Source organism: Mycobacterium sp. IDUB_36 (assembly GCF_055419225.1).
The window spans coordinates 2,176,683-2,192,972 of record NZ_JBVAXH010000001.1 but is presented as its reverse complement, the minus strand read 5'-3'; the positions used below and the strand labels follow the sequence as shown (position 1 = coordinate 2,192,972).

Annotated in this window: 15 protein-coding genes; 5 read left to right on the top strand and 10 right to left on the bottom strand. The window is 68.5% G+C overall.

Translation table 11 applies throughout. The features are described 5' to 3' along the window. The first annotated feature begins 158 nt into the window (after positions 1–158). Positions 159–698, top strand: coding sequence for a nuclear transport factor 2 family protein (locus ACZYW1_RS10710; RefSeq protein WP_463785596.1), 540 nt, complete (start codon positions 159–161; stop codon positions 696–698). On the opposite strand, the gene ACZYW1_RS10705 is transcribed toward ACZYW1_RS10710, so the two are convergent. From ACZYW1_RS10705 to ACZYW1_RS10680, 6 genes are all read right to left on the bottom strand, one after another. Next, positions 699–1,466 (bottom strand): esterase/lipase family protein, encoded by a 768-nt coding sequence (locus tag ACZYW1_RS10705; protein WP_463785595.1) that lies wholly within the window; start codon positions 1,464–1,466, stop codon positions 699–701. Beyond that, positions 1,450–3,243: an AMP-dependent synthetase/ligase gene (locus ACZYW1_RS10700; protein ID WP_463785594.1), complete on the bottom strand. Its 1,794-nt coding sequence runs from the start codon at positions 3,241–3,243 to the stop codon at positions 1,450–1,452. Before ACZYW1_RS10700 ends, ACZYW1_RS10705 begins: the two co-directional genes overlap by 17 nt. Before the next feature lie 85 nt (positions 3,244–3,328). Beyond that, entirely contained in the window at positions 3,329–8,173 is a 4,845-nt protein-coding gene (locus tag ACZYW1_RS10695) for an HAD-IC family P-type ATPase (RefSeq protein ID WP_463785592.1), read from the bottom strand. Positions 8,174–8,332: 159 nt separating this feature from the next. Further along, entirely contained in the window at positions 8,333–8,596 is a 264-nt protein-coding gene (locus ACZYW1_RS10690) for a hypothetical protein (RefSeq protein WP_463785591.1), read from the bottom strand. Next, a complete protein-coding gene (locus ACZYW1_RS10685) occupies positions 8,593–8,961 on the bottom strand; it encodes a hemophore-related protein (protein WP_463785589.1) in 369 nt (122 codons plus the stop codon). Before ACZYW1_RS10685 ends, ACZYW1_RS10690 begins: the two co-directional genes overlap by 4 nt. Positions 8,962–9,039: 78 nt before the next feature. Beyond that, positions 9,040–9,987: a sigma-70 family RNA polymerase sigma factor gene (locus ACZYW1_RS10680; RefSeq protein ID WP_463785587.1), complete on the bottom strand. Its 948-nt coding sequence runs from the start codon at positions 9,985–9,987 to the stop codon at positions 9,040–9,042. Positions 9,988–10,101: 114 nt separating this feature from the next. Between ACZYW1_RS10680 and ACZYW1_RS10675 the strand changes: the two genes are divergently transcribed. Genes ACZYW1_RS10675 through ACZYW1_RS10660 form a run of 4 tightly spaced genes read left to right on the top strand, consistent with a single transcriptional unit; the run spans position 10,102 to position 12,853 of the window. Further along, entirely contained in the window at positions 10,102–10,875 is a 774-nt protein-coding gene (locus ACZYW1_RS10675; RefSeq protein WP_463785585.1) for an SDR family oxidoreductase, read from the top strand. A 20-nt stretch (positions 10,876–10,895) separates the two neighbouring features. Next, positions 10,896–11,630 carry a DUF899 domain-containing protein gene (locus ACZYW1_RS10670; RefSeq protein ID WP_463785583.1) on the top strand — a complete coding sequence of 245 codons (735 nt, stop codon included), beginning with the start codon at positions 10,896–10,898 and terminating at the stop codon, positions 11,628–11,630. 48 nt (positions 11,631–11,678) lie between these two features. Beyond that, the gene (locus tag ACZYW1_RS10665; protein WP_463785581.1) at positions 11,679–12,338 is read left to right on the top strand and encodes a nitroreductase family protein; all 660 of its coding nucleotides are present in this window, start codon (positions 11,679–11,681) and stop codon (positions 12,336–12,338) included. A gap of 53 nt (positions 12,339–12,391) precedes the next feature. Then, a complete protein-coding gene (locus tag ACZYW1_RS10660) occupies positions 12,392–12,853 on the top strand; it encodes a DUF417 family protein (RefSeq protein ID WP_463785580.1) in 462 nt (153 codons plus the stop codon). A 16-nt stretch (positions 12,854–12,869) separates the two neighbouring features. On the opposite strand, the gene ACZYW1_RS10655 is transcribed toward ACZYW1_RS10660, so the two are convergent. From ACZYW1_RS10655 to ACZYW1_RS10640, 4 genes are all read right to left on the bottom strand, one after another. After that, entirely contained in the window at positions 12,870–13,655 is a 786-nt protein-coding gene (locus tag ACZYW1_RS10655) for a hypothetical protein (RefSeq protein ID WP_463785578.1), read from the bottom strand. Between the two features lie 84 nt (positions 13,656–13,739). Further along, positions 13,740–14,369 carry a class I SAM-dependent methyltransferase gene (locus ACZYW1_RS10650; RefSeq protein ID WP_463785577.1) on the bottom strand — a complete coding sequence of 210 codons (630 nt, stop codon included), beginning with the start codon at positions 14,367–14,369 and terminating at the stop codon, positions 13,740–13,742. Next, complete coding sequence (locus ACZYW1_RS10645) at positions 14,366–15,292, bottom strand: class I SAM-dependent methyltransferase (RefSeq protein WP_463785575.1); 927 nt, start codon at positions 15,290–15,292, stop codon at positions 14,366–14,368. Before ACZYW1_RS10645 ends, ACZYW1_RS10650 begins: the two co-directional genes overlap by 4 nt. Positions 15,293–15,380: 88 nt before the next feature. Then, positions 15,381–16,211 (bottom strand): IclR family transcriptional regulator, encoded by an 831-nt coding sequence (locus tag ACZYW1_RS10640; protein WP_463785573.1) that lies wholly within the window; start codon positions 16,209–16,211, stop codon positions 15,381–15,383. Between the last annotated feature and the right edge of the window lie 79 nt (positions 16,212–16,290).

Below are 16,290 nucleotides of genomic sequence, written 5' to 3'. Positions count from 1 at the left end.
TCGGACACGAGCCGGAATTCGCAGGACGAAAGCTGGCGAGAATCCGACTATCGCGTAAACTCAATCTGGACATTCAGTGAATCAAAAGTGAACAAAAGGTTAAAACGCCTGGTCTCGATACTCGTGCCGAGTCTCCCGACCGACCGGAAGGTATCGAGATGTATACGCCCAGCTTGCCCGCTGTCGTTCTCGACAGCACTGTCGATCCCGCTGACCGCGTCAGCGCAATCGACTTCATCAACCGGGTCAACTGGCTGTTCGACGCGTGGGACATCGACGCGATGGTGGAGGCGTTCCTGCCGGACTGCACCACCTATCACACGCACGGGGTCAGCCACGGAAAGCTCGAGACCCGGCGCTTCTTTCAGGACCAGAGCCCGCACGTGGTGTCCGGAGTCAGCCGACAAGCCCTCAACCCGATCGTCGATGCCGACGACGGTGGGGTGATCGTTCGCTACCACAACCTGCTCGTTCGGCACACGGCGCAGGCGTCGCTGCCGAGAATCGTTTCCGGCCAGGTGATCACGGCCGCGCCGGACGCACCGGAGATCTGGATCTACTCGGCGATGACGGACCGACTGCGCCGTACCGAAAACGGATGGCGCATCTTCGAACGCCACGTCGGACCGACGTCGATGAACGAGGGCGGCGCGTCCCGTCGTCACGCCGACCCGCACCTCGAAGCGGCGGGCTGGTAACTAACCGCGGTAGGGCCGCCAGCCGCCTTCGGGCTGAGCGAGCCGGTCGGCCATCACCGACAGCGCCTGCACGTTGTGTCCGTATCCGAGATGACTGCTGCGCACCTCGATGTTCTCGGTCTGCGGGGCGGGCACGCTGGTGCAGCACTGCCAGGCCACGATGCCGTCGGACTTGCTGTAGATGCATGTCGTCGGCACCGACAACGGCTGCGCGCGCCGCTCGAGTGCCCGTTCGGACACCGAGTCGGTGGCATCGGAGCCGCGGTTGACCAGCCGCCACACCCGCCACGCCGTGCTCGCCTGGTGGTTGCCGCGAAACGGTGAACCCAGGGTGATCACCGATCGGATGTCGTCCGGCAGCGCGCGGGCGAGTTCGCGGGCGTAGATGCCGCCGGCGCTCCAGCCGATGAGACTGACCCGCCTCCCGTCGTTGCGTTCCCGGATGTGCTGCACGCGTGCGGGTAACGACTCCTTCATGCTGGCGCGGTAGCCCATGTTGGTGCCCAGGCCCCAGTCGTAGACGCGATAGTTCAGCTGCCGCAACACGTTACGCAGTAGGTCAGTCGAGAGCGGTCCGGCCAGGAATCCCGGCAATACCAGGACGGGATGGCCGTCACCGGATTGCCAGCCCGCGATGCGCCGCATCGCCAGCCGGGCCGACAAGTACTCCAGGCCGGTGCGCCACTCGAGTGTGCGGAGCAGATGTCCCGGCGGTGCCGCGTTGGCCGCGTCCGGAAGCTCAGTGACCGGCTCAGGAGTAGAAGCCATCCAGGGTCTCCTTGTTCTGCTCGGCGACCACACCGCGCTTCACCTTCAGCGACGGGGTGAGTTGGCCGCCGTCGACGGAGAGGTCGTGGTCGAGCACCGCCCACTTCTTGATCGTCTCCCACCGGTTCAGGCTGGCGTTGAGCTTCTCGACGTGCTCGGAGATCATGTCGTGCACCTCATCGGATTTCGTGAGGTCCTCGTACGACTTACCGCTCAGCCCATTGTCTTTGGCCCACCCGCTGATCGAATCCTCGTCGAGCGTGACCAGTGCCGCGGCGAAGTTCTTGCCCTCGCCGAACACCATGAACTGACTGGCGTAGGGGCACAGCGTTGCGAACTTGGCCTCGATCGCCGGGGGCGCCACGTACTTACCGTTGGAGAGCTTGAACAGCTCCTTGATCCGCCCGGTGATCGACAGGAAGCCGTCGTCGTCGAGCTTTCCCTGGTCCCCGGTGGACAGCCAACCGTCCTTCAGTGACTCGGCGGTGGCGTCGTCGAGGTGGTGGTAGCCGGCCATCACGCAGTCGCTGCGGAACTGGACCTCGCCCGCGTCGCTGATCCGGACCTCGGTGCCCTCGAAGGGAAGGCCGACGGTGCCCAGCTTGTAGTTGTCCGGCCGGTTGATGAAACCGGCACCGGACGACTCGGTCAGCCCGTAGCCCTCGAGGATCAAAACGCCTGCCGCTTCGAAGAATTCGGCGACGTCACGGTTCAGTGGCGCCGAACCCGAGATGAAGAAGCGGACCCGGCCGCCGAACACGTCGCGGATCTTGGCGAACACCAGACCGTCGAACAGCTTCTGCTGGGCGATGAGGTGCGGCCACACGAACTTGCCCTCACGACGACGGCGAGCGACCTCTTTGCCCACCGCGAACGCCCAGCCGAACAAGACCTTCTTGGGCCCCTTCTGCTGGGTGACGATCTTGTTGTAGGCCTTCTCGAAGATGCGCGGCGCGGCGCCCATGAACGTCGGTTTCACGACGCCACAGTTTTCGACGATCTTCTCGACGCGGCCGTCGATGGCGCTGGCGAAGCCGCACGCCAGCTGGGTGGCGATCAGCACCTTGCCGAAGGCGTGGGCCAGTGGCAGCCACAACAGCTGCAGATCGGTCTCGTCGAGCAGCCCCATCCCGGAGATCACGTCACCGGTGTATACCCACGACTTGTGGTGCAGCCGAACACCTTTCGGCTTTCCGGTAGTCCCGGAGGTGTAGATCAGGGTCGCCAGCTGATCGGGTTTGATCTCCTCGGCGACCTTCTTCAGGCAATCGGCGTGCTCGGCCAGGTACTTCCCGCCCTGGTCGGCGAGGTCGTCGAGGGTGATCACCCAGTCGTCGTCGGAGGTGCCCTCGATCAGCACGACCTTGGACAGGTTGGACAACTCGCTGCGCTGCTCGGTGAGCTTCTGCAACTGGGTGTCGTCCTCGGCGAACACGATCTTGGAATCGGAGTCGGCCAGGATGTAGGCGGTGTCCTCGGCGTTGGTGCTGGGATAGACGGTCGTCGTCGCCCCGCCGGCGCACAGGATCGCCAGGTCGGCCAGGATCCACTCCAGCCGGGTGGTCGAGGCGATGCCGATCCGGTCCTCGGGCTCGACGCCGAGCGACAGCAGGCCGGCCGCCAGTGCCTCTACCCGCTCGGCGGCCTGACCCCAGGTGACCGACGTCCAGTCGTCGTTCTCCGGGAAGCGGAACGCCTCGCGATCACCGGAGGTCTTCACGCGCTGCAGGAACAGCTGCGCCAGGTTGTTCGCTCGGTTAGCACTCTTCTCGGCCATGGCGGTTCCTTCTGCTCAGCGACGTCGCAGGATGGGCGTGCATAGTGATCTTGCTGGGAGTGCCCACCGCTGTCTGGCCAAAACGTTAATTCGTCGCCGATTGGGTGGTAGCCATGGCCTCGGCCAGCTCGGGCTGGACCATTCCCGCAGTCTTGGCCAACCAGTTCGGCGCCAGCACCGACAGCCCGGTGGCGCCCGCGGTCGCGCCCACGACCGCGGTCCAGGCGACCGGCCCCAGCGGCGTGCAGCCGAAGAAGTGGCTGACACCCGGCGTCTGGACGATCGCCACCAGGACTGCGGAGCTGCCCAGCGCGGTCGCGACCACGAGCGGGCTGTGCCGGCGGGTCAGCAGCGTCTGCGCCAGCTGCGTCGTCACCAGCGCCGTCAATCCCATTGTGGAGGTCCGCCTTTCGGTGCCGGGCGTCCATCGTCCGACGGCCCAGGCCGCGGTTGCCCCGGCCGCCGTGACGGCGCCCCGGGTGATGATCTGACGCATCAGCTCGGCGTCCAGCGACGGCGTCGGCCCGGTCAGGACCGAACGCTGATACGCCAGACGAGCCTCGGCGGCTTCTTCTTCGGTGTCGTATTCGTCGGCGTCGGGTTCCTCGAACTGCGGGGTGACGGCCACCGCGAGCGCCGGGAACATGTCGGTCAGCAGGTTCACCAGCAGCAGCTGCCGGGTGCCCACCGGTGCCCGGCCGCTGCCCAGCGCGGTGCCGATGATGGTGAACAGCACCTCACCGACATTCCCGCCGACCAGGATTGTCACCGCGTCGCGCACCCCGGCCCACATGCCGCGGCCCTCCACCAGCGTGTCGAGCAGGACGCCCAGGTCGTCGTCGGTCAAGACGATGTCCGCGGCCCCGCGGGCGGCCGACGATCCGCGGCCGCTGACCCCGATGCCGACGTCGGCCATCCGGATCGCGGCGGCGTCGTTGGCCCCGTCGCCGACCATCGCGGTCACCCGTCCGCTGCGCTGCAGCGCACCGACGATCTGCACCTTCTGCTCCGGGCTGACCCGGGCGAACACCTGCACGTCGGCCACGAGCTTGGCGGCCGCGTCCTCGTCGAGGCCGGTGAGTTCGCCACCGGTGATGACCCGCGCATCCTCGGGCAGACCGAGCTGGCGGGCGATCGCGCGGGCGGTCACCGGGTGGTCGCCGGTGATCAGCACGACGTCGCGGCCCGCGTCGACCAGGGCTTCGATCAGCGGGCGGGCCGACGGGCGGGCGGTGTCGGCCAGGCCTACGTAGCCGACGAGTTCCAGATCGTGCGCCGCGGCGTCGACGGCGTCGGCGTCGGTGTTCTCGTCGTCGGTGTCGCGGATCCAGGTGCGTTTGGCCACCGCCAGCACCCGCAGCCCCTGCTCGGCCAGGTTGTGTACCAGCGATTCGGCGTGGTCCAGCTCGGCTTGCCGGTCGGTGAACCGGCAGCGCGGCAGAACGACTTCCGGGGCGCCCTTGAGCATCAGCACGGGCTGCTCCGGGTCCGGGTCGAGGGTGCCGATCGAGGCGGCGAACCCGCGGCTCGACTCGAACGGCACTTCGGCCAACAAGGTCCACTCCTGGTCGCTGCTGCCGGCGTAGGACTCGGACGCCTTGAGGATCGCCTCGTCGGTGGCGTGCGCGTGGCCTTGCGCCTCATGCGGCTGCGACGATGCGCGCGCCGCGGCGCGCAGCACGCGGGTGGCCTCCGGGTCGGCGATTCCCGGGAACGGGCCCTGCGGGCTGGTGGCAGCCGGTACCGAAAGGACAAGACGCAAGCGGTTTTCGGTGAGGGTGCCGGTCTTGTCGAAGCAGACGGTGTCGACCCGGCCCAGCGCCTCGATCGTCCGGGGCGCGCGAACCAGCACCCCACGGGTCGAGAGCCGTTGCGCGGCGGCCAGCTGGGACAGCGTCGCCACCAGCGGCAGACCTTCGGGAACGGCCGCGACGGCGATCGCGACACCATCGGAGACGGCCTGCCGCAGCGAGGCCCGGCGCAGCAACGCCAGCCCCGACACCGCGGCGCCGCCGGCCAGGGTCAGCGGCAACACCTTGGCGGTCAGTTCCCGCAGCCGGGCCTGCACACCGGCCGACGATTCGACGTCGATCACTGCGGAGATGGCCCGGTGCGCAGCGGTGCCGACACCGGTGGCCACTACGATGGCCCGGGCGTGGCCCGCGACGATCGTGCTGCCCTCGAACAGCATGCTGGCCCGGTCGGGGTCGGCCGCGGCGACCGGATCGACCTGCTTGTCGACCGGCAGCGATTCACCGGTCAACAGCGACTCGTCGACCTCGAGGTCGTCGGCCACCAGCAGCCGGGCGTCGGCGGGCACCACGTCGGGCGCCACCAAGTCGATCACGTCACCGGGACGCAGCGCCCGGGCCGACACGGTGACCAGCCGCTCGGCTTTGCGCGCCGCTTCCAGCCGGCGTCGAGCCGTCGCCACGGTCGGCACGACCACCCGGCGGGCGAACTGGTCCTGCTCGGCGAAGAGCTCGGCCGCGGCCGCCTCGGCACGCAACCGCTGCGATCCACCGATCAGGGCGTTGACCGCCATCACGCCGCCGACCAGCACCGCGTCGACGTTGCTGCCCAGGATCGCCGACGCGGCGGCACCCACGGCCAGGATCGGGGTGAGCGGATCGGAGAGTTCGGCGCGTGTCGCGGACAGCAGCCTGCCCGCCTGACGCGCCGGGCCGCGCAGCGGCGACACCAGCGGGCTGTCGGACAGGTCGGAGACGACACGCCGCCAGCCCGGCAAGCCGGGCTCGATGGCCAGCGGGCTGGCCCGGCCCGCCAACCGGGCGTAGACGATCTCCGGGTCGAGCGCGTGCCAGGCGGTCAGCGGTTGGGGCGTGGGATCGGGTTGACGCAGCACTCTGGTGGCCGCGAAGGCCCCGGACATCAGCGCGCTGGTGGCCGCGGCGTTGACCGGGTTGAGCCAGCGCTGAAGTGCCATCGGGTTGGTCGGCCCCTGCGGGTTACCGGTCACCAGCAGAAGGCCGGCCAGCGTGGTTCCGCCCTTGGCCAGGTTGACCGACGACTCGCTGGCCTGACGCGCGGCCGGCAGCGCCGAGAGGATCCGCACCGCGGCGGCGAGGTCGGTGCCGGTGATGATGTCGGCGCTCCACGGGGTGGCGGCTTTCGGGTCGTCGAGCGCGATACCGACGTCGGCGATGGCCAGCGCCGCGAGAGTGTCGGTCGAGGCGAAGTCGCGGTGCAGCGCGGTGATCAGCAGCACCGGTCCGCGGTCGGCCCGCAGGTCGCGGACCAGCTTGAGTAGCGGGGTGCCGCTCGGATGGCTGGCCGCGACGCTGGCGGCCAGGTCCTGGGTGCCGGCCACGTGCCGCAGCACGACGCGGGCGCCGGTCCGGTTGGCGATCTGCAGCAGCGGCACCGCGAACGGGTCGACCTCCCAGCCGACCTCGACGTGGCCGACGGTTTCCCCGTCGACGACCAGGTCGGCGTGCTCGAGACCCTGCGCGGGAGCGGCCGACGGCCCGGTGGGACGCAGCCAGCGCAGCCGCGCGGTGTTGGCCGGCAACTCGTCGGCGTCCGGCTCCGGCGGTTCCTCGGAGTGCAGCAGCGCGTCGGCCACTTCGTAGACGCGGTCGTCGTCCCAGCCCGCGACGTCGCCGCGGGCAAGCAGGACCGCGCGGTGGTCGCCCCGCAGCGCGGCGCCATCGATCACGACCACCTTCACCCGATCCAGCCGACGCAACGCGCCGGGGTCCAGGATCATCTGGCCGTCGTCGGCCAGCCCGCGGCCCAGCACCGCGGCGAACGCCTGCCGGCCCATGTGCGCGGCCTTGGGGATGCCGGCCAGCACCGCGCCGGCGGCGTCTTCGGGGCCGCCGCCGGCAACCAGCGCGCTGGCCGCGGCGATCAGCGACCCGTTGGCGGCCGAGTCGACGTAGTCCTCGATCGGTCCGGCCATCGAGCCCTTCGCGGTGTCGATGGCGGCGTCGATCGAGCCGTCGACCATCACATGCGACGCTTCACCTGCGGAGGCTGCGGACCAGTTGTGCTGCGGCGCCTGCACTTTGGCGACGCCGGCGGACGATATGACGGGTACGACCGGGGCTTGCGGCCGGTCGGGGGAGGCCAGCTGCGGTTCCCGGTCGCGCCAGCGGCGGCGGTGCGCCTCGGCTTCGGAGATCTGCAGGATGCGCTCGGCCAGATTCAGCAACGGCGTGCCGACGGCCTGGGTCAGCCCGTTGGCCGCTGCGGTCGACGCGCTGAGCACCAGGTCGGTGCCGACCCGGCCCAGCCGCGACTCGAGCACGGCGATGATGCGTGGCTGGTTGTTGAGCAGGGCGGCGGCGGCCCGGGTGGTCTTGGGTGCGGCGGGCAGTCTGATCACCCAACCGGTGACCGCGGCGCCGATCGCCACCGCGTCGAAGGCGGCGGCGGTCAGCGGCACCAGAACCGCCAACGGGTTACCGGGATCGGCGAACGGTGCGATCCGGATCTGCGGTTCGCGCCCAGCGGCGAACAGACCGGACGCCGCAGAGTTCACCACGTCGCGGACGGTCTCCAGCACCACGTCGGCATCGGCGTCGGGGTCGAGTTCGACCACCAGCCGGCCCAGCGAGCCTTCGACGTGGGCATGGGAGACGCCGGTGACGGCGCGCACCGGTTCTTCGACCACGGCGGCGTGCTCGTGCCAGCGCGGGAACGGCAGCAGCGGGTCGAGATCGAGGTGCACCCGTCGTCCGCTCTGCCAGCGGACGGTCGCCGACGCGTTGTCCTTACGGCCGTTCGTCGACCCGCCGGTGCCGAGGACACGCAACGTCGAATGACTCACGGTGTCCAGCACCGGGGCGGTCAGCGTCTGCACGGCCTCGGCGGCGCTCGCCACGCTCTGCGCGCCGGCTTGCAACATCTGGACCGCTCCACCGGCCACACCGCCGACCAACGCGGTCACACCTGGAACCCTCATCACGCACCCTTCGCACGTCTACTTTGTCGATCAGCGCCGCCTGGGCTATCCGGCGGCATTGGCTGTACGACGAAATGGGGAGATCGCTGACGTCCCCGTGAGACGAGCGTACGTGTTACGCCTGAGTACAGCTGAGCGAAGGAATCACGGCAGCAGCGGCTAGGTGCACCCGCTGACGTGGATGCGACGGCCGACACCGACGCAGACGTTCACATTCGGCGGTGGCGGAGGGGGCGGGAAATCCCCCGGCAGTGGCGCGTAATCACCCGGCGGCGGGGCCTCGGCCAGGTTGGTGCATCCGCTCACCGACACCCGTCTGCCGACGCTGGCGCAGACGTCAGCGCTCGCCACATTGGTCGCCGGCACGAGGTAGCTCGACGCGACGGCGGTCACGGCAACCGTCGCGGCGATCCATCGCCTCATGCGGCACTCTGTCCGAGCAACGGCGTCCAGTGGCAGCGCTCCCGGATGTCTGTCATCGGCTGCCGGATGCTTTCGAGGTCCGCTTCTTCCTGTGGGTTGGTGCTGAAGTAGTTCTGCACCTGACTGCCGATCTCGTCCTTCGGCTGGTCCTGCAGACCGGTGTAGAACACGTTGACATCGGGGTGGGTGTAGAGGTACGTCGTCAGTGCCGTCGCCACACCGGCGGCGACGCCGGCGACGTCTGCGGCCGAGCAGTTGGGAGGCCGCGGAGCCGGGTCGGCCGCGGCCTGGCCGGCGGAACAGAGCAGGGCGCCGGCGGCGATCCCGCCTACCACGGCGCGACGGGAGAACGGGGCGAGGGACATCACGGCTCCTTCATGGTGCGGTCGTCCCCCGGAGGCCTAAGGCTAAGCAGCCGAGGGCCTATTTGCTGCCAAAGCGGATCAGCGTGTCGGCGGTAGCCCGAAAACGGAGAACAGTTCGGGATCGAGGAAGACCACCATTGCGGCGATCTTCGCGCCGCCGGTGGTGATGACGTGAATCGAGTGTGCGCGCAACACGTCGTCGTCGGCGCGGCGGTATTCAGCCACGGCGGGCTGTCCGTTGGCAGAGGTGTGCACCAGCAGCATGTCGCCGGGTGGGGCGAAGGCGCGGCGGGCCAGGAAGCGGGTGACCGCGTCGCGGCCGGTGAACCAGGTGGGCAACGGCGGCATCTCGAGCCGGACATCGGCCTGTAGTAGATCGGTGAGCGCTTCGAGGTCGGCGTTCTCGAAAGCCGCGCAGTACCGGTCGAGCAGCTCGCGGTGTCTCACGTCCTCGGGTTCGGCCGCCGCCTCTTCGCTGGGGGCGAGCTCGGCGAGGTGCGCCCGCGCCCGCTGCAGTGCGCTGTTGACCGCTGCCGGAGTGGTGTCCAGCAGCTCCGCGACCTCGGCGGCACTGAACTCGACCACGTCCCGCAAGATCAGCACCGCGCGCTGTCGTACCGGAAGTTCCTGCAGGGCGGTGGCGAGCGCCAGGCGCACACTGTGCTGCGCGCTGACCGCGGATTCGGGTGTCACTGTGTCCGGCAGCGGTTCGAGCCAGTCCCGGCCACCACCGGGGGCCCCGAGATCGGCGTCCGCGTCGTCGGAACCGGAGCCCAACCCTGCGGGCAACACCCGCCGCGCCCGGCCTTCCAGCGCGCGCAGGCAGGCGGTGGTCGCGATGCGGTACAGCCACGTCCGCAGCGCGGCCCGCCCCTCGAAAGCCGGGTATCCCCGCCAGCCCCGCAGGTAGGTCTCCTGCACGAGATCCTCGGCGTCGTGTGCCGAGCCGAGCATGCGGTAGCAGTGTGCGATCAACTCGCCGCGATACGGCGCCGCCTGCTCGATGAAATCGCTCTGAGCGGGCACGGTGGTTCTCCTATCTCGGGCGGTGAGCCCTCGACGAATACCGATACGTCCGGCCCGCGAAATTCATCGGTCCTGCGGCGATGAATTTCGGCGTTGCGGCGTATCGAACCCACTATGACCCTTCATCAACCGTTTGATCACCAGACCGCGGCGTTGGCCGGCACCACAGCGATGGTGACCGGCGTGAGTCGTGGATTCGGCCGCGCCATCGCGACGGCGCTGGCAGGCGCGGGTGCGCACGTCGTCGGCGTGTCTCGTGGCGAGGCGAATCCCGACGGACTCGGCGACTCCTTCACCGCGGTGCGGGCCGACGTCGCCGATCCACAGACAGCAAATCGGCTCGTGGAGCAGTACCGACCGCACACCGTTGTGTTGTGCGCCGGGGCCAGCCCGACGATGCGCCCGTTGCAGGACCACACGTGGCAGACCTTCAGCGAAAACTGGGACGTCGACGTCGCACAGGCGTTCCACTGGAGCCGGGCGGCACTGCGCCTCCCGCTGGCGCCGGGGAGTTCGGTGATTGTGATGTCCAGCGGCGCCGCGGTCAACGGCTCACCGCTCAGCGGCGGCTACGCGGGCGCCAAGGCCGCCGTCAAGTTCGTCGCCGACTATGCGGCGATCGAGTCACAGCGAGCCGGGCTGGGGATCGGGTTCATCTCCGTGCTGCCGCGGTTGACGCCCGAGACAGACCTGGGCGCCACAGCGGTTGCGGCGTACGCCGAACGCCAAGGCGTCGACGTCGCGACATTCCTCGCGAACAGCGGACCCGTGCTCACCGCGGGCGAGGTCGGCCGTTCGATCGTGGAACTCGCCACCGGCCTGCACCCCGAGCACGGCTCGTACCTGCTGACGGCCGCGGGCCTGTCGGCGCTGTCGGTGACCAACTGAAACCGAAAGGAGCAGAGCAGATGAACACGCCCCCGGTCGTGTCGGCGCAGGAGTGGTCGGCGGCCCACCAGGAGTTGCTGGTCAAAGAGAAGGAGGTGATGCGCGCACACGACGCGCTGGCGGCGCGGAGACGGCGGATGCCGTGGCTGCTGGTCGACAAGAGCTACGAATTCGAGGGTCCCGACGGAAGGGTCGATTTGCCGGGGCTGTTCCAGGGCCGGCGGCAGCTCCTGGTCTATCGCGCCTTCGTCGGTCCCGACATCGACGGTTGGCCGGACCACGGTTGCCGAGGCTGCTCGATGATCGCTGACCACATCGGCAACCTGGCGCACCTCAACGCCCGCGACACCACGTTGGTGTTCGTGTCGCGAGCTCCGCAGCCGGGCATCGACCGGCTGAAGGAGCGGATGGGATGGCGGATGCCGTGGTATTCGCTCACCGACGACTTCGACAAGGACTTCGGCGTGCACGAGTGGCACGGCACCAACGTGTTCATTCATGACGACGACCGGATCTACCGGACCTACTTCGTCAACGGCCGCGGCGACGAGGTGCTGGGAAACACCTGGAGCCTGCTGGACATGACCCCGCTGGGCCGTCAGGAGTCTTGGGAAGACTCGCCCGAGGGCTACCCGCAGGGCCCGCCGTACGAATGGTGGGACTGGCATGACACCTACGGCGAGCACGAGCCGTCGCGATGGTTCGGTGAACCCGATCCGAACGACCCCAACGACCAGCGCCCACCGCGCTCCTGAAGGTCGGCAGTAAGTTCTTCCGGTAACCGAAACCGGAAGGGAGACGGCATGCCGGGAGCGACCAGCGACGTCTGGGAGGCGATGTCGACCGCGCGGACGATCCGGCGGTTCACCGACCAGCCGGTCGACGACGAGACGCTGCAACGATGCCTGCAGGCGGCGATGTGGGCACCCTCCGGGGCCAACGCGCAGGCGTGGCGCTTCGTGGTGCTGCGCTCACCCGAGCAGCGGGCGGTCGTGGCCGAGGCGGCGGCGCGCGCTCTGCAGGTCATCGAGCCCGTCTACGGCATGAGCCGACCGGCCGACGACGACGGCAGCCGCCGTGCCCGGACCAACCGTGCGACCTACGAGCTGCACGACCGGGCCGGCGAGTTCACGTCGATTCTGTTCGCGCAGAAGCACTTTCCGACCGCCTCGGAGCTGCTCCTGGGCGGCTCGATCTTTCCGGCGATGCAGAACTTTCTACTGGCCGCCCGCGCCCAGGGTCTCGGCGCGTGTCTGACCAGCTGGGGTGCCTACGGCGGTGAGCAGTTGCTGCGTGACGCCGTCGGGGTGCCCGAAGACTGGATGGTGGCCGGGCACATCGTGATCGGCTGGCCCAAGGGCAAGCACGGCCCCGTCCGTCGGCGCCCGCTGAGTGAAGTGGTCGACTACGACCACTGGGACGACCGCGCGGTGCAGCGGACGGTGAACCGAACGAAGCCGTGATCCGTTCTCCTGCAGGACAGTGCGTGTGGGTGCGGAGGGGGCCAGGTGTGTCGATGCCGGAGCGGTCGGTAGCGCTGGGTCACGTCATCGGCAGGTATGGACTAGCACTGGCGTTGGCGTGGATCGGGGCGGGCAAGTACGTCAAGATGGAAAGCCGGGTGCTGATCGAGCACAGCCCGTTGATGAGTTGGGTGTACGACGTGTTCAGTGTGGACACGGTGGCGCGCGGTCTCGGAACGATGGAGATCGTGGCCGCTGTTCTGATCACCGCGAGGCCGCTGTCCGCCAGGCTGTCGGCAATCGGCAGCGCGTTGGCCGTCGTGCTGTTCTGCGGGACGCTGAGTTTCCTGTTCAACACTCCCGGAGTGATCAGTCGGTTCGTTGGGCCGATTCCGGTGCTGTCGGCGTTGCCCGGCCAGTTCCTGCTCAAAGACGTTGTGCTGCTTGGTGTCGCGGTGTGGAGTTTCGGCGAGGCCTGGCAGGCGTCAGCCGTCGGTGCCGATCATCTCGGCTGACGATCGCGACCGGAGTTCACCACGGTGCTTCCGCCCAGCCCAGGAAGTTGGCGCCCGGCGTCGGATCGTAGGTGTTCATCACCTGGACATTGTGACCGGCACCGGCCAGGCCCGGGTAGGACGCCAGGATGCCACCGGAGACGAATGTGCCGTCCCCCTGGGCGATGTCGACGTGACCCGCCCCGCCGTCCACCGGGTTCTCCGAGAACACCAGCGCTCCGCGCGGGAAGTTTTCGTCCAGGTGGATGCGCCCCTGCGAGGCGAGCTTGTTGCGGAACTCCTTGGCGGTGTTGACGCCGAGTCCCGCGACTCCGTAGGACCAGGCGACGAATTTCCCGCAGCCCTGCGGTCCGAACATGTCGGTGCCGACGGCCGAGTTCGCCTTGGCGACCGCGGCATTCGCTTTCGTGATGGCGCTCGGTGTGGACGGCCAATTGCATTCGGGGCCAAGCGGTTCCAGCGTGTGCGTTTCGATGTCGACGTCGGCGACGTAGTGACCGTCGGACGTCCGATACCAGAGGTCGTCCCAGCCACCCGGGATGTCGACGCTGTTAAAGCCCTTCACCCGCTGGCCCCGGGCATGGCATACCAGTGTGAGTCGTTCGCCCACATCGTAAAAGCCATCCTGCGAGCTCAGATCAGGATCGTAGGTGCGCGGCGTCCTGGCCTTGACGGCGACCGTCGAATCAGCGTTCGCCGCAGCGGTGAGACTTCCGATGAGTCCCGGCGCGATCACGGCCAGAACGAACACAAGAAGTGAGCGCCGGCAGCGGCGTCGGTCGATCGTCGATGCACGGCGCACATGCCCTCCCGTAAGCCAGCTGACAACTTACCTGGAGTGGTGTGCGCCACAAGCGATTTGCCGACGCCACGCCGACGGACTTGCTCAGCTCTTGATGCCGGCGGTGAACAGGTCGGAGATCGGTCGGGTCCACAGCGGGCGGCGCACACGGTGTTGCTCGACGATGGTGAAACCGGCGTCCTCGAACAGTCGCCGCATTTCTGCGGGGGTCGGGTTGTGCGCCGGTGTCCAATGGCTACCCGGCAACAGCGGCTGCCGGGCGCTCATTGTCGACACCGCCGCCAGTCCGCCGGGTGCCAGGACGCGGTGGAATTCACGCAGAGCGGCCGGCTGGTCGAAGAAGTGGAACGCCGACGTCGTCACCACGGCGTCGAGTGCTTCGTCGTCGAAGGGCAACTGCTCGGCCGGGCCTCGCCGCCAGTCGACATCACTCGACCGGGAGTAGGCCTGCTTGAGCATTCCCTCGGACATGTCAACGCCGTAGATCTCGCCGGGATGCAGATCGCGCTGGATGCGGTCAGCCAGGATGCCTGTGCCACAAGCGACATCGGCCACCCGCGCCGACTGGTGGTCGCGCAATTGCGCGACCACCTCGTCGTGCGCCGGGCGGTAGACCCACTGCTGTAGGAACGGCAGGTTGTAGGCCGGGGCGGCGACGCCCCAGAACCGCGTGACGGCCTCGTTGAACCTGCGACGTTGCGGAGCCTGTGTCACTTGGTCGAGGTGTAGTAGACGGTGTCGCCCACCGATACCGAGTCGCTGGACTCCGGAACCGGCGGCAGACCGTGCTCGGCCAGCAGCTGGCTCATCGGCCGACCGGACGACTGCCAACCCAACCCGTCGAGGTACCCGGCGACGTCGTTACGGTCACCCTGATAGCCGAGTTCGTCGAAGTCGAGATCGAATCCGTTGGCACGCCATTTGTCGGTGGCCGCCCGCATCATTTCGCGGACCTTGTCGCGGTCGATGTCGTTGACATCCGGGATGGCCTCGGTGGCCAGCCGGCTGCCGTCGGCGCTGAGCGCGGAGATGTTGTCCAGCAGGCGATCCTGAGCCTCCGGTGGCAGGTAGCCGAGCAATCCTTCGGCAATCCACGCGGTGGGTCGACTCCGGTCGAAGCCGGCCTCGGTCAAGGCGGCCGGCCAGTCGTTACGCAGGTCGATGGCGACCGTGCGGCGGTCGGTCGTCGGGCTGGCACCCAGCTCGGACAGGGTCTCGGTCTTGAATGCGATCACCTCGGGCTGGTCGACCTCGAAGACGGTCATGTCGGCCGGCCACTCCAGCCGGTAGGCACGAGCGTCGAGGCCGGAGGCCAGGATCACCGCCTGCCGGATGCCGGCCTGCGTCGCATCCTGGAAGAACGCATCGAAGAAGCGGGTCCGAACGGCCATCGCGTCGGGCATCTGCTGGAGCTTCCACGTGGAGTCGTCGCTGTCGACCTGGGTGATGTCGAGATCTCCGGCCGCCCATCGGGTGAGGAAGTCGACGCCGACGGCCCGCACGAGCGGCTCGGCATACTGGTCATTGATCAACGGGTTGTCGGCTTTGGTGGCGACGGCCCGGGCCGCGGCAACCATCGTGGCTGTTGCTCCAACGCTGGTTGCGAGGTCCCAGGTGTCGTTATCGGTGCGCGGCATGGCGTGCTCCTTAGCTAGTCGGGACGTACTTAGTTAGCCTAGCAAGTAATTAGCCGATCTATCAACTTCACCGTGAAAGTGCAGTTCGTCAGCGCTCGCTGATCGCTTCGGCCACCTGAGCGACGCGCTGCCCGACGGTGTCGATCCGTCGACGGGACAGCGCCGTGAAGGGATGGACGGCCACGATCATCGGCACCCGGCCCCGGTGATCGAAGACCGGAGCGGCAATGGTCGCGACCGGCTGATCCCGTAGGGCGGTGTCGTCATCGGGCAGAAAGCCGATCGTGGTGAACTCGACGAGCAGTTGATCGGTGATCTCGCGGACGTGGTCGGGAAGTCCGTCGCTGGGCAGTGTCCCCATCACGTGGGCGGCCTGGGTCAGCGCCGGCGTCGTGCAATCGACGTCGAAGCCCCGCCGCCGGGTGCGGGCCAGCACTTCTTCGAGCCGACGGGTGAGCGCCGGGCTGGTGGCCCCACCCCGCCCGATCCAGGCCCGCTGCTCCTCGGGTGTGTCCCACGCGGCGAACGCGACGCCGAACGGCGGGGCGTAGCGGATGCGTTCGCCGGGCGCTCCGCCGGACCGCCGGCCGTCCTCCGTGAACGACGTGATCACCAGGGTGTCGCCATTGCGCTCCAACACCGAAGCGGCATAACCGAATTCGTCGGCAAGTTCGAGTGCCGCGGACCGGGCACGATGGGCCAGCGACCGGGCAGTCTGGACTCGCGTCGCCACCACCGCCAGTGCCGGGCCCAGCGCGTAGGTCTTGTCGACCGGGTCGCGGCTGACCCAGCCCCGCTCGCCCAGCGTGGCCAGGATGGCGTGCGCGGTGGCCTGAGTCAGTCCGAGTTCGCGCACCACGTCGGAAAACCGCAGACGTGATTCGGCGGTGCCGGCGAGCAATTCGACCACGTCGAGCACGCGCGCGGTCGGGGGTGACGCGGGAATGTCTTGACTTCCTTCCGCCGGGCTTCTTACTGTGGCCCTCTGATTGTCGAGA

What these genes read in the sequence shown, in the direction of transcription:
- ACZYW1_RS10710 (WP_463785596.1), top strand. Translation starts at nt 159, where the DNA reads ATGTATACGCCCAGCTTGCCCGCTGTCGTTCTCGACAGCACTGTCGAT.
- ACZYW1_RS10705 (WP_463785595.1), bottom strand. Translation starts at nt 1,466, where the DNA reads ATGGCTTCTACTCCTGAGCCGGTCACTGAGCTTCCGGACGCGGCCAAC.
- ACZYW1_RS10700 (WP_463785594.1), bottom strand. Translation starts at nt 3,243, where the DNA reads ATGGCCGAGAAGAGTGCTAACCGAGCGAACAACCTGGCGCAGCTGTTC.
- ACZYW1_RS10695 (WP_463785592.1), bottom strand. Translation starts at nt 8,173, where the DNA reads ATGAGGGTTCCAGGTGTGACCGCGTTGGTCGGCGGTGTGGCCGGTGGA.
- ACZYW1_RS10690 (WP_463785591.1), bottom strand. Translation starts at nt 8,596, where the DNA reads ATGAGGCGATGGATCGCCGCGACGGTTGCCGTGACCGCCGTCGCGTCG.
- ACZYW1_RS10685 (WP_463785589.1), bottom strand. Translation starts at nt 8,961, where the DNA reads ATGTCCCTCGCCCCGTTCTCCCGTCGCGCCGTGGTAGGCGGGATCGCC.
- ACZYW1_RS10675 (WP_463785585.1), top strand. Translation starts at nt 10,102, where the DNA reads ATGACCCTTCATCAACCGTTTGATCACCAGACCGCGGCGTTGGCCGGC.
- ACZYW1_RS10670 (WP_463785583.1), top strand. Translation starts at nt 10,896, where the DNA reads ATGAACACGCCCCCGGTCGTGTCGGCGCAGGAGTGGTCGGCGGCCCAC.
- ACZYW1_RS10665 (WP_463785581.1), top strand. Translation starts at nt 11,679, where the DNA reads ATGCCGGGAGCGACCAGCGACGTCTGGGAGGCGATGTCGACCGCGCGG.
- ACZYW1_RS10660 (WP_463785580.1), top strand. Translation starts at nt 12,392, where the DNA reads ATGCCGGAGCGGTCGGTAGCGCTGGGTCACGTCATCGGCAGGTATGGA.
- ACZYW1_RS10645 (WP_463785575.1), bottom strand. Translation starts at nt 15,292, where the DNA reads ATGCCGCGCACCGATAACGACACCTGGGACCTCGCAACCAGCGTTGGA.